We start from the raw sequence: 12,370 nt of genomic DNA on the forward strand, positions 1-12,370 counted from the left end.
ATGCGCAAATTCTACACACAAAATCAGATGAAATCATTACACTCTGTGTGCATTATTGGTGTTAAGTCTCTGTTTTAGATGAATTCGTGAATTCTGTACCCAACATATAAGGTTTTAATATGGAAGTTATTAAGATTTGGAGATCCTTTCTTAAACATTTTAAACAGAAAAAATTAGATTCTGCGGTGATTGTCTATGGCGTGATCGCAATCTATTTAATCCCCTATAAATTTCCTTTAAAAAGTTACCTGGTTGCATTTCTCTTTGTATCTATTCTAATATTCTCTTGCACTCAAGAAAATCGAATTAGAGAATATATCAGTTTCTTTGTACGCACAGACAATGGTCATTTATTGACTCGGTTTGCTGGTATTCTATCGCTAACTGCATGGTCAATTTTTTTGCTTTTGTTGTTGTCTGCTAATGTGTTTGTCAACACCATAACGTATTGGTTAGCTATTTTATTTTCAGTCTCTATCCTCATTAGTAGCATTTTGACTATTTTAGATTTTGCCAGAAATAATACAGCAAAAACCTTTAAGGTAATCGGCTTGGCGGTTACCGCATTTTCAGGTGTTTTTGTTTTTACTAGTAGTTACTCTGCCAGCATTTTCTGGCAAATCAGTAATCTGGAGCTATCCTCTTCTCCGTGGTTAGAATATTGTTGGAAAGCCACCGCATTTCTTATGTTTTTCCTGTGGTTATCACAACCTATTTGCTATGGGCTATTTCTGCGTTACGGTGATAAAGCAAAAGGGTATCGAATCTTTACATTAACAGGTGCTTTTATTATGTCTATGTTTTTGTTTCTGCTTGTTCCTGTGTTGATTGGTGATGTCGCTTATTTTGTGCTAAAAAAGACCATCAACCATGAATGGCGCAATGAAGCAAAGTGCGGTGAATTGGAAGTGAAGAATAAAAACGAAAAATATTTTGGTTTTAATACTGATAAATATACTGTGTTTTATTCGGATAAAAATGATAAGTGGGGTTTCTATGAGATTACCTGTAAAAAAGGGAGCGACAGGAGAGATACTTATAGTGTGGAGCCTTTGCCGGAGTATAATATCCCCTCGTGGTTAAGGTAGTTTGTATTTATCATTATGTAGTGGTGCGCTGGTGGAAGATATAATATGGTAACGGTGAATAGAGAGTGCCATATCTGCTCTGAAGGCCATCATTCTGTGATGGCCTTGATGCGGGTTACTTCCTTAACCCCGCAAACGCCGTTCTAATCTCGTCTTCCGGTAACTGGATCCCGATAAATACCAGCGTGCTGTGCGGCGTTTCGTCGCCCCACGGTCTGTCCCAGTCGGCGCTGTAGAGACGCTGCACGCCCTGGAACAGCAGACGGTTGGGTTCGCCGTCGATCCACAGCATCCCTTTGTAACGCAGCAGTTTATCCGCTGATTCCAGCAGCAGGTTTTCCATCACCCGCGAAACCTCGCTGATATCCACCGGGTAATCCAGCTCCACCACAATTGACGACACATCGTTCTGTTTATCGGCAATAAAGTGGAAACGCGGTTGGCTTGCCAGCACGTTCTCTTCCAGCATAAAGCCGCTGGTATTAAACAACTGACTCAGGTCAATATCGCCGTGTACCACGGTATAAACCGGGGCGCGGGCGTTGATACGCGCCAGCCGCTCGCGCAGTTTCTCGCTGTCGCCTGCCACGTCGGTTTTGGTCAGCAGGATACGGTCGGCGTAGCCTATCTGCGACTGAGCGATGGTGAACTGGTTCATCTGCTCGTTAGCGTGCACCGCGTCGACCAGCGCAATCACGCCGTCTAACAGGTAGCGTTCGCATAATACGTCATGGGAGAAAAAGGTCTGAATAATCGGGCCGGGGTCAGCCATGCCGGTGCATTCAATCACCAGACGGTCGAAAGCAATATCGCCGCGGTCGCGGCTGTCGAGCAGGTCTAATAGCGCATCTTCCAGCTCGTTGGAGCGGGTACAGCAGATGCAGCCGTTAGTCAGGGTTTTGATCTGTGTGGCGCGATCGCCAATCAGTTGATCGTCAACGGAGACTTCGCCAAATTCGTTTTCGATAACAGCAATTTTAAAACCATGTTGTTCGTTGAGGATATGGCGTAGTAGGGTGGTTTTGCCGGCACCAAGAAAACCGGTAAGTAGGGTAACTGCAATCGGGATCATAGTCTCTCCATTAACAACAGCGCATACCGCCTTTGCCATCGCCGCCGTAACGTGCTTGCTGACGTTCGCGGAAGAACTCTTCATAGGTCATGTACGGCTTGTCGGGATGGTTGGTTTTCATGTGCTCGACATAGTTGTCGTAGTCCGGAATACCAATCAACATTTTTGCCGCCTGGCCGAGATATTTTTTTGCCTGACCTAAAGTATCAAACATTCTGCCGTCCTGTTAATGAATAAAGCCGGATGGCGGCTTGCGCCTTATCCGGCCTACACTAGCCGGGAGCGCTGTGCGCTACCCGGCATCAGTTTTAGTGGTGTGAAGAGATCTTCACGCCGCCTTCCGGCACGGGCACATACGGGGTTTCTTTGTCGGTACGTTTATCGCTGTTGCGTACCTTCATCCAGGTGGTGAAACCGTAGAAGATAATACTGTACACCACCACCAGGAACAGAATACTCAAACCAGCGTTAGTGTAGTTGTTCACCACGATATGGTTCATGTTGGCAATCTGCTGCTCGGTCAGGTTGGTGCCGTTGGCAATCTTCTCTTTATACAGGTTTGCCATGTAGAAGAAACCTTCCATCTGTGGGTTGGCGCTGAACAGTTTCAGGCCCAGCGCCCAGGTGGTGCAGATCAGCAGCCATACCGCCGGGATCACCGTCACCCAGATGTACTTGGTGCGCTGCATTTTGATCAGTACCACGGTGCTCAACACCAGCGCCACGGCGGCCAGCATCTGGTTAGAGATACCGAACAGCGGCCACAGGCTCTTCACGCCGCCCAGCGGGTCGACCACGCCCTGATACAGCAGATAGCCCCACAAACCGACGCAGCCTGCGGTACCGATGATACCCGCGACCAGAGAATCGGTTTTTTTCAGGAACGGGACGAAGTTACCCAGCAAATCCTGCAACATAAAGCGGCCGGAACGGGTACCCGCATCCAGTGCGGTCAGGATAAACAGTGCTTCGAACAGAATACCGAAGTGATACCAGAAGCCCATATCCGCCATCGGCAGGACTTTGTGGAACACGTGCGCGATACCTACTGCCAGCGTTGGCGCGCCGCCTGCGCGGTTCAATACTGACGGTTCACCGATATCTTTCGCCGTTTGCAGGATTTGTTCCGGGGAAATCACAAAGCCCCAGGAGCTGACGGTTGCCGCTGCATGTGTGGTAACGTCTTTCAACTGCGCCATAATCAGCGGCGCGTTCTCGCCGCCCATCTCGTGCAGGTTTGGCATGGTAATGCCCAGACCTGCCGGCGGGGTGTTCATCGCGAAGTAGAGCCCCGGTTCAATGATCGAGGCCGCCACCAGCGCCATCACCGCAACAAAGGACTCCATCAGCATCGCGCCGTAGCCGATAAAACGCGCATCAGTCTCACAGGCCAGCAGTTTCGGCGTGGTACCGGAAGAGATGAGCGCGTGGAAGCCAGAGACGGCGCCACAGGCGATGGTGATGAACAGGAACGGGAACAGAGCGCCTTTCCACAGCGGGCCGGTACCGTCGACGTATTGCGTCAACGCCGGCATTTTCAGTTCCGGGTTGAGGATCACAATCCCCAGCGCCAGACCGACGATCACGCCGATTTTCAGGAAGGTAGCGAGATAGTCGCGCGGGGCGAGGATCAGCCATACCGGCAGCAGCGCGGAAACAAATGCGTAGCCGATCAGCGCGAAGGTAATGGTGGTGTCTTTAAAGGTCAGCGCCGGGCCCCAGTACGGGTCGTGGGCAATTACGCCGCCGAAGTAAATAGACGCCACCAGCAGCACGATACCAATAACGGAGACTTCGCCTACGCGTCCCGGACGCAGGAAGCGCATGTAGATGCCCATAAACAGCGCAATCGGCACCGTGGAGCAGACGGTGAAGACGCCCCACGGGCTTTCGGCCAGCGCTTTAACCACGATTAATGCCAGCACCGCGAGGATGATGATCATAATTAAGAAGCAGCCGAACAGCGCGATGGTGCCTGGAACGGTACCCATCTCTTCTTTGATCATCTCGCCAAGAGAGGCGCCGTTACGGCGGGAAGAGATGAACAGCACCATAAAGTCCTGCACTGCGCCCGCGAGCACTACGCCCGCCAGCAGCCACAGTGTCCCCGGCAGGTAGCCCATCTGCGCGGCCAATACCGGCCCGACCAGCGGACCTGCGCCGGCGATGGCGGCGAAGTGGTGACCAAACAGCACGTAGCGGTTAGTCGGCACGTAGTTCAGGCCGTCGTTATTGATGACCGCCGGCGTCGCGCGCGTCGGGTCGAGTTTCATGACCTTCTGGGCGATATACAGGCTGTAGTAGCGGTAAGCCACCAGATAGACGGAAACGGAAGCGACCACGATCCACAGGGCGCTCACGTGTTCACCCCGACGTAGGGCAACAACCGAGAGGCAGAAAGCACCGATGATTCCGAGAATCACCCAGGGTATGTGCTTGAATATCTTTTTCGTATCCATAGTAAAACCTGGTTGTAAGTTTAATTATCAGCCGAAGCTGGGTGGACATTGAGTTCGTGTTTGAGGAGGTAGATTGACTGCTATGCTGAGAGGATCTTGCCAGATCATCGCGCGCGTAAAGTTAGGTAAATCAGTGAGTGGTTGTATGGCGGTTTAAGCGGTCGGACGTACCGGTAAGCGGTTTCGCGGAGGAGGGCGTGGGCTATTTTATGTGATTGAGATCACGATATAAAATGGGACGATCCTTGTTGCGCGGGGCGTCATAACGACTTCACTGAGCTAATCGTGATATTAATGGCGCGCATCCCATAAAGTTTTCCCTTTCCAGGCCGAAAATTCTGTATCTGTCTAGCGGAAAGAGAAAACATGTTAAAGCGAATTAAAATTGTTACCAGCTTACTGCTGGTATTGGCGCTATTTGGCCTTTTACAACTGACATCCGGCGGGCTGTTCTTCAACTCGCTGAAGAATGACAAAGAAAACTTCACCGTATTGCAAACCATTCGTCAGCAGCAGTCTGCCCTGAATGCAACCTGGGTGGAGCTGTTACAAACGCGTAATACCCTGAATCGCGCGGGTATCCGCTGGATGATGGACCAGAGCAATATTGGCAGCGGCGCAACTGTCGCTGAACTGATGCAGGGGGCGACCAATACGCTGAAGCTGACCGAAAAAAACTGGGCGCAGTATGAGGCGTTACCGCGCGATCCACGTCAGAGTGAAGCGGCTTTCCTTGAGATCAAACGAACCTATGATATCTACCACGGCGCGTTGGCGGAGCTTATTCAGCTTCTTGGCGCGGGTAAGATTAACGAGTTTTTTGATCAACCGACTCAAAGCTATCAGGACGCTTTTGAGAAGCAGTACATGGCCTATATGCAGCAAAACGATCGTCTGTACGATATTGCTGTTGAGGATAACAACAGTTCCTACAACCAGGCGATGTGGGTACTGGTCAGTGTGCTGATTGCCGTTCTGGTGGTCATTATCGCCGTCTGGTTCGGCATCAAACTGTCGCTTATCGCCCCGATGAATCGTCTGATTGAAAGCATTCGCCATATCGCCAGCGGCGATCTGGTGAAGCGTATCGACGTGGAAGGCTCCAACGAAATGGGGCAGTTGGCTGAAAACCTGCGTCATATGCAAAGTGAACTGATGCGTACCGTTGGCGATGTACGTAACGGCGCGAATGCGATCTATAGCGGCGCCAGCGAGATTGCGATGGGCAACAACGATCTCTCTTCCCGTACTGAGCAGCAGGCAGCGTCTCTGGAAGAGACCGCCGCCAGTATGGAACAACTGACCGCCACCGTGAAACAGAACGCCGAAAACGCCCGTCAGGCCAGTCACCTGGCATTGAGCGCCTCTGAAACAGCGCAAAAAGGCGGCAAAGTGGTGGATAACGTCGTACAAACAATGCGCGATATCGCCTCCAGTTCGCAGAAAATCGCCGATATTATCAGCGTAATCGACGGTATTGCTTTCCAGACCAATATCCTGGCGCTGAATGCGGCGGTAGAAGCGGCGCGCGCAGGCGAGCAGGGACGCGGGTTCGCGGTGGTAGCCGGTGAAGTCCGTAATCTGGCCCAGCGTAGCGCGCAGGCGGCACGAGAGATCAAGAGTCTGATTGAGGATTCCGTGAGCCGTGTTGATGTGGGGTCGACGCTGGTCGAAAGCGCCGGTGAAACCATGGATGAGATCGTCAATGCAGTGACCCGCGTGACCGATATCATGGGCGAGATTGCCTCGGCGTCCGACGAGCAAAGCCGTGGTATCGACCAGGTGGGCCTGGCGGTAGCGGAGATGGATCGCGTAACGCAGCAGAACGCCTCGCTGGTGGAAGAGTCCGCCGCCGCGGCTGCGGCGCTGGAAGAGCAAGCCAGCCGTCTGACCCAGGCCGTCGCGGTGTTCCGTATTCACCAGCAACAGCAGCGTGCGCGTGAAGTGGCTGCGGTAAAAACCCCGGCAGCCGTGTCGTCACCAAAGGCCGCTGTGGCCGACGGCAGCGATAATTGGGAAACGTTTTAAGGGCGTATGGTGAACAGTCGGCCTACAGATGATCGTAGGCCGGATGAGATGTTCACACTTTTGCCTGATGGCGTAGCGCTTACCAGGCCTGGCAGTCCGCGCAGGCCGATTTTAAACCAGCATCAGGCGCATGGCGCAGCGTGATTCATACGCCAGGCCGTGCGCCGCTTCCTTCTCTCTTTTCTGATATCGCGCGCTAATCCAACGTTGAGTGAAGGTGTGCGGTGATCCACAAAAAATGAATAAAGCGAGAGAACGCACGGCAGGAGAGCCTTGTTTCGCGGCATCATAATTGCTGATGTGATAATCGTGAGAGGATACGATGCGCAAAGATGCCCTGCTTGCTTTCCTGATGAACCAAACGGATTTTTTTGATCCGGAAAATGTCAGTGAGGTGTTTACCGCGCGCTATCTGGCGCAGCGTTTTAATATGCAGCGTAATACCGCCAGCCATTATCTGAACCAACTGGTGGCGCAGGGCGTGCTCTGCAAAATCAATACCCGTCCCGTCTATTTCCTGCATAAGCAGGCATTTAGCCAACAGTTTTTTACCCTTTCGCGTAATGAATACGCCAGCGTCGCGGAGCTGTTAGCGCACGGGGAACAGGAGTGCGCGCCGGACGATCACTTTTCTCTGTTGATTGGTCATAACGAAAGCCTGAAGCGGCCGATTGAGCAACTGAAAACCGCGCTGTTTTATCCCGACGGCGGACTGCCGCTACTGATGACCGGCGAAAGCGGCACCGGGAAAAGTTATCTGGCGCAGCTCATGCACGAATATGCCATCGCCCAGGCGCTTCTGTCGCCGGATGCGCCATTTATCAGTTTTAATTGCGCCCAGTATGCGAGCAATCCCGAACTGCTGGCGGCGAATCTTTTTGGCTATGTGAAGGGCGCGTTTACCGGCGCGCAGAGCGACAGACCGGGCGCGTTCGAGGCGGCTGACGGCGGCATGTTATTCCTGGATGAAGTCCACCGGCTGAGCGCCGAAGGGCAGGAGAAGCTCTTTACCTGGCTCGATCGTGGTGAAATTTATCGGGTAGGCGACACCGCGCAGGGGCATCCGGTTTCGGTACGTCTGGTATTTGCGACGACCGAAGAGATACACAGTACCTTTCTGACGACATTTTTGCGACGCATCCCGATTCAGGTCAACCTGCCGGATCTCCAGCACCGTAGCCGCCAGGAAAAAGAGGCGCTGATCTTACTGTTTTTCTGGACGGAGGCGAAAAAACTTTCGGCCACGCTTATCCTCAAACCGCGTTTGTTGCAGATCCTCAATCAATATGTTTATCGCGGCAACGTCGGCGAGCTGAAAAATGTGGTGAAGTATGCGGTGGCGACGGCATGGGCGAAAAAGCCTGGGCAGGAAACCGTTACCGTGTCGCTGCACGATCTGCCGGATGCCATGCTGTCGGCATTGCCGTCACTGAATGAACCGCTGGCGGACGACACGCCGGTGAGCATCTCGCCCGACACGAACCTTACCTGGCTGCTGCGCGCCCGCGACGAGATGCAGGGCATGATCCATGATACGCAGTGTCATGTGCTGGCGCTATACGAACTGGTACGTAGCGGGAAAGAGGAGTGGGAGACGGTACAAAAAAGAATGGGCGATGAAATTGAGACCCTCTTCGATCGCCTGATTTTTACCGGCGACGATAATGTGCACTCACAGCGGTTGCTGTTAATTACAAGCCAGGTGCGGGAAGAGTTTTATCGTCTGGAGAAGCGTTTCAATATGCAGCTTAACGGCAACTGTATTTACGCGCTTAGCCACTATTTAATCCATCGTACCGCACTGGCGCCTTCTCGTCTCAACAGCGAGCAGATCCGCCAACTGGACGCCTTCCTCGCCCAGAAATATCCGCTGCTGTACAGCTTCTGTTTACAAATTCTGGAGACGCTGGGCCAGAAGCTGGATCTGGAGCCGAGACGCATTGATATGCTGCTGCTGGCGCTTTGGCTGCATAAACAGGGGGCTAACAACCAAAAACAGGTGACGCATGCGGTGATTCTGGCGCACGGTTATGCCACCGCCAGCAGTATCGCCAACGTCGCCAACCGGTTACTGAAAAATACGATTTTTGAATCGTTCGATATGCCGCTGGACGTCACGCCGGAGGCGATAGCGCAGCAGGTGATGCGCTATCTGGAAGAGCATCCGCTCGCCTCCGGCCTGATGATTCTGGTGGATATGGGATCGCTCAAGGCCATTCATCGTCATTTTGATCGCGCGCTTTCCACGCCGGTGACGATTATCAACAACGTCTCGACCAGCATGGCCCTGTATGTAGGGGAGCGTATTTTACAAGGGCATTTTATTGAAGAGATCGCCCGCGATATCGCCCGGGATGTGCCGGTCGAGTATCAGCTCTACTGGCCGAAAAGCAACAAACCGCGCGCCATACTGACCACCTGCGCGACCGGTATCGGTGTGGCGACGAATCTTTGCGCATTACTGAGCGCCAGTATTCCGCAGGCGCTGGAGATTGACGTCGTCGCCTGCGATTATGCGATGCTGGCGAGCAATAAAACCCAAGAGCCGGTATTTATGCGCTACGACGTACTGGCGATAGTCGGCACGCTGGACCCGCACATCGCCAGCGTGCCGTGGATTTCGCTCGACTCGCTGATCTCCGGCGAGGGGAATCACTATCTGATGCGGCTGTTTGGTTCGCTGACCACGCCGGAGCAGGTGGCGGAGATCAACAACCTGCTGCTGAAAAACTTCTCGCTCCGACGAGTGATTGAATCCGTCACCATCCTCGACACCAGCAAAGTCATCAACCACGTTGAGCAGTTTCTGCTGCGCTATGAGCATCTGGCGGGCGTTACCGTCTCGAATGAAAGAAAGGTGGCGCTCTATGTGCATATTAGTTGCCTGATTGAGCGTCTGATCCGTCATGCGGGCATTACTGCTTATAGTGGACAACAGTGTCCGGAACAGGAACTGAATCGGCTACGGGAAGCGTTTAGTGTCATTGAGAGTAACTACAGTGTCAAAATCCCCACCGCCGAGCTTGGCTATATCCATAATATCCTGACCTTCGAAACAGAACTTATCGAGCAAGATCAACAGTTTTAACTATTTCGCTCTGTTAACCCGCATCTTTTTTCGGCGCGCCACTTTTTCTGGCACGCCGCTTGCTCTCTTTTATCACAGTGGAATGTGTTTTAGAGGTCAGGATGAAGAGACATTATATTTTCGCCAGCCACGGCACGCTGGCCAGCGGAGTTTTAAACTCCGTGGAGCTGATTTTAGGCAAACGGTCAAATGTCTGGACGCTGTGCGCTTACGTTGAAGAGAGCGTGGATTTAAGCCAGCAGGTAGATACGCTAATTGCCCGGATCCCGCCGGAAGATGAAATTATTGCGCTGACCGATATTTTTGCCGGCAGCGTGAATAACGAATTTGTCCGTTATTTATCACGAGAAAATTTTCATCTGCTGGCAGGGATTAACCTGCCGCTGGTTATCGATCTCTTTATGTCGGAAAACGATGGCAATACCACGCATACCATAATGACGGCGTTAGCGGATTCAAAAGAAAATATTCAGTACTGCAATCAAACTATCACCAGCGCCATGCAAAGCGATAAAGATTTTTAAGGGGAGGAAGCGTCATGATTGTTTTTTTACGGGTGGATCATCGTTTATTACATGGACAGGTCGCCTTTTCCTGGACGCAGTACGTTGGCGCAGACTGTATTTTAATTGCCAACGACAGCGTACCTAATGATGACCTGCGTAAAACCACCATTAAAATGGCGAAGCCGCCCGCGGTGAAGCTGGTTATTAAAAATATTGCCGATTCAATTGAAGCGATAAAAAGCGGCGTTACCGATAAATATAAACTTTTTATTGTTGTTGAATCCGTGGCGGATGCGTACCGGCTGGCGCGCGAATTACCCGACATTAAAAGCATTAATTTAGGCGGCACGAAGGTACGTGAAGGGAGCCAGAATATTGCTAAAGCCATCAATCTGTTAGCGGATGAAATGACTCAACTTCGGGAGCTGGCGGCTGGCGGAGTAGAGATAGAAATTCGGCTGGTGCCTAACGATCGTAAACAACTTTTTGCCTGAGCGGATTAACGCCTGAGGATATTTTATGATAGAGGCACTTTTACTGGGACTGGTGGCGTTTATCGCCCAGTCTGAATATGCATTAGGGACGTCGCTGATTTCCAGACCTATCGTGACCGGACTGTTAACCGGACTGGTGCTGGGCGACATGGAAACCGGAATTGTGATGGGCGCGACGCTGGAGTTGGCGTTTATCGGTTCCTTTTCGGTGGGCGCGTCGCTGCCGCCGGATGTGGTCACTGGCGGTATTTTAGGTGTGGCCTTTGCGATTAATTCCGGCGCTGGGGCGGAAACCGCGCTGTTATTAGGTTTGCCAATCGCGACACTGGCGTTAATTGTGAAAAATATCTATAACGGAATGTTTATTCCGTTGCTCTGTCATAAAGCCGATGCTTACGCTGAGATGGGGGATACCCGGGGCATTGAGCGTATGCATTTAATCTCCGGCATTGGGCTGTCGCTGACGCTGGGGATTATCGTCACGGTCTCTTATTTAGCGGGCGTGAATATGGTTAAAGGTTTTCTGGATGCCATTCCAGAATTTATTAAACATGGATTAAGCGTTGCCACCGGTATTATTCCCGCGCTGGGTTTTGCCATGCTGGCGCGCTTATTAATTAATAAAAAGGTCGCCCCCTATTTTTTCCTCGGTTTTGTTTTAATGGCGTATTTAAAAATTCCGGTGACGGGTATTGCGATTCTCGGCGCGATCGTCGCCGTCGTGATGGTCAATATGCCGAAATTTGCGGCCTCGCAACCGGCACCTGCGCAAGGAGCGTCTCATGACGATGAAGATGATTTCTGATAAAGACCGCCAGCAGGCGGAAACCACTGGTCTGGTCACCGCGCGTGATTTACGCCGCGTCTTCTGGCGGTCATTCCAGATGGAGTTTTCCTGGAACTATGAACGACAAATGAACCTGGCGTTCGTCTATACGCTCATTCCGGTATTAAAGAAACTGTATAGCCGAAAAGAAGATCTTTCCGAAGCGCTAAAACGCCATCTGGCTTTCTTTAATACCACACCGCACATTGTGACGTTGATCCTCGGTATTACCGTGGCGATGGAGGAGAAAAATAGCCAGCAGAAAGAGATGGATGCCAGTTCTATCGATAACGTCAAAGCGTCGTTAATGGGGCCGCTGGCGGGTATTGGCGACTCTTTTTTCTGGGGAACATTGCGCCTTATCGCCACTGGCATCGGTACCAGCCTGGCGCTGAAAGGCAATATTCTGGGGCCGATTTTATTTCTGCTGGTGTTTAACGTACCGCATATTCTGGCCCGCTGGTTCTTTACCCGCTGGGGCTATGTGCTGGGAACCGGCGTACTGCAACGTATTCAGCAAAGCGGAATGATGGAAAGCCTAACCTATGGCGCCTCGATTATCGGTCTGATGGTGGTTGGCGCGATGACGGCCTCCATGATTGATATCACCATTCCCATTACGTTTGGTACGGGAGAAGCGAAAACCCATGTTCAGGACATTATTAACGACATCATGCCTTGTCTGCTGCCGTTAATTAGCTTCGCCATTGTGTACTGGCTGTTAGGGAAAAAAGTGAAACCGTTAACCATCATTGGCGGTATTGCGCTGGTGGGAATTTTCGGTTCCTGGATAGGGTTATTTTAAGAGG

The 12,370-nt window shown here is 51.8% G+C and carries 10 protein-coding genes and 1 pseudogene; 7 read left to right on the forward strand and 4 right to left on the reverse strand.

Translation table 11 applies throughout. The features are described 5' to 3' along the window. The first annotated feature begins 119 nt into the window (after positions 1-119). Positions 120-1,088 (forward strand): hypothetical protein, encoded by a 969-nt coding sequence (locus ACLJNW_RS15560; RefSeq protein WP_024154839.1) that lies wholly within the window; start codon positions 120-122, stop codon positions 1,086-1,088. A 115-nt stretch (positions 1,089-1,203) separates the two neighbouring features. Here the strand turns inward: ACLJNW_RS15560 and yjiA are convergent, their stop codons facing one another. The 3 genes from yjiA to btsT form a co-directional block, all read right to left on the reverse strand. Further along, the gene (yjiA, locus tag ACLJNW_RS15565; RefSeq protein ID WP_023204866.1) at positions 1,204-2,160 is read right to left on the reverse strand and encodes a GTPase; all 957 of its coding nucleotides are present in this window, start codon (positions 2,158-2,160) and stop codon (positions 1,204-1,206) included. Positions 2,161-2,170: 10 nt separating this feature from the next. Further along, on the reverse strand, positions 2,171-2,374 hold the full coding sequence (locus tag ACLJNW_RS15570) for a YbdD/YjiX family protein (RefSeq protein WP_000460616.1): 204 nt from the start codon (positions 2,372-2,374) through the stop codon (positions 2,171-2,173). Between the two features lie 94 nt (positions 2,375-2,468). Further along, positions 2,469-4,619: a pyruvate/proton symporter BtsT gene (btsT, locus tag ACLJNW_RS15575; RefSeq protein WP_023204867.1), complete on the reverse strand. Its 2,151-nt coding sequence runs from the start codon at positions 4,617-4,619 to the stop codon at positions 2,469-2,471. A gap of 366 nt (positions 4,620-4,985) precedes the next feature. Here btsT and tsr point away from each other — a divergent pair, with 366 nt between their 5' ends. Beyond that, positions 4,986-6,647 (forward strand): methyl-accepting chemotaxis protein, encoded by a 1,662-nt coding sequence (gene tsr, locus ACLJNW_RS15580; RefSeq protein WP_000919511.1) that lies wholly within the window; start codon positions 4,986-4,988, stop codon positions 6,645-6,647. 111 nt (positions 6,648-6,758) lie between these two features. On the opposite strand, the pseudogene ACLJNW_RS15585 reads toward tsr, so the two are convergent. Beyond that, positions 6,759-6,833: pseudogene (locus ACLJNW_RS15585) on the reverse strand (GNAT family N-acetyltransferase); the annotation flags it as partial. A 136-nt stretch (positions 6,834-6,969) separates the two neighbouring features. Between ACLJNW_RS15585 and ACLJNW_RS15590 the strand changes: the two are divergent. The 5 genes from ACLJNW_RS15590 to ACLJNW_RS15610 all read left to right on the forward strand — a co-directional run bounded on the left by ACLJNW_RS15590 (position 6,970) and on the right by ACLJNW_RS15610 (position 12,366). After that, entirely contained in the window at positions 6,970-9,735 is a 2,766-nt protein-coding gene (locus ACLJNW_RS15590; protein ID WP_023204868.1) for a sigma 54-interacting transcriptional regulator, read from the forward strand. Between the two features lie 101 nt (positions 9,736-9,836). Continuing rightward, positions 9,837-10,259, forward strand: coding sequence for a PTS sugar transporter subunit IIA (locus tag ACLJNW_RS15595; RefSeq protein ID WP_000820693.1), 423 nt, complete (start codon positions 9,837-9,839; stop codon positions 10,257-10,259). 14 nt (positions 10,260-10,273) lie between these two features. After that, positions 10,274-10,735, forward strand: coding sequence for a PTS sugar transporter subunit IIB (locus tag ACLJNW_RS15600; protein ID WP_000634729.1), 462 nt, complete (start codon positions 10,274-10,276; stop codon positions 10,733-10,735). 25 nt (positions 10,736-10,760) lie between these two features. Next, positions 10,761-11,540 carry a PTS mannose/fructose/sorbose/N-acetylgalactosamine transporter subunit IIC gene (locus tag ACLJNW_RS15605; RefSeq protein WP_000568567.1) on the forward strand — a complete coding sequence of 260 codons (780 nt, stop codon included), beginning with the start codon at positions 10,761-10,763 and terminating at the stop codon, positions 11,538-11,540. Further along, complete coding sequence (locus ACLJNW_RS15610) at positions 11,518-12,366, forward strand: PTS system mannose/fructose/sorbose family transporter subunit IID (protein WP_000178067.1); 849 nt, start codon at positions 11,518-11,520, stop codon at positions 12,364-12,366. The genes ACLJNW_RS15605 and ACLJNW_RS15610 overlap by 23 nt, the downstream gene beginning before the upstream one ends. Positions 12,367-12,370: the final 4 nt, after the last annotated feature.

Origin of the sequence: Salmonella sp. SAL4457, from assembly GCF_046548235.1 — a bacterium.
GTDB classification, from domain to species: Bacteria; Pseudomonadota; Gammaproteobacteria; order Enterobacterales; family Enterobacteriaceae; genus Salmonella; species Salmonella enterica.

Excerpts from the sequence above, each read along its gene's own strand:
- ACLJNW_RS15560 (WP_024154839.1), top strand. The coding sequence starts at position 120 with ATGGAAGTTATTAAGATTTGGAGATCCTTTCTTAAACATTTTAAACAG.
- yjiA (WP_023204866.1), bottom strand. The coding sequence starts at position 2,160 with ATGATCCCGATTGCAGTTACCCTACTTACCGGTTTTCTTGGTGCCGGC.
- ACLJNW_RS15570 (WP_000460616.1), bottom strand. The coding sequence starts at position 2,374 with ATGTTTGATACTTTAGGTCAGGCAAAAAAATATCTCGGCCAGGCGGCA.
- btsT (WP_023204867.1), bottom strand. The coding sequence starts at position 4,619 with ATGGATACGAAAAAGATATTCAAGCACATACCCTGGGTGATTCTCGGA.
- tsr (WP_000919511.1), top strand. The coding sequence starts at position 4,986 with ATGTTAAAGCGAATTAAAATTGTTACCAGCTTACTGCTGGTATTGGCG.
- ACLJNW_RS15590 (WP_023204868.1), top strand. The coding sequence starts at position 6,970 with ATGCGCAAAGATGCCCTGCTTGCTTTCCTGATGAACCAAACGGATTTT.
- ACLJNW_RS15595 (WP_000820693.1), top strand. The coding sequence starts at position 9,837 with ATGAAGAGACATTATATTTTCGCCAGCCACGGCACGCTGGCCAGCGGA.
- ACLJNW_RS15600 (WP_000634729.1), top strand. The coding sequence starts at position 10,274 with ATGATTGTTTTTTTACGGGTGGATCATCGTTTATTACATGGACAGGTC.
- ACLJNW_RS15605 (WP_000568567.1), top strand. The coding sequence starts at position 10,761 with ATGATAGAGGCACTTTTACTGGGACTGGTGGCGTTTATCGCCCAGTCT.
- ACLJNW_RS15610 (WP_000178067.1), top strand. The coding sequence starts at position 11,518 with ATGACGATGAAGATGATTTCTGATAAAGACCGCCAGCAGGCGGAAACC.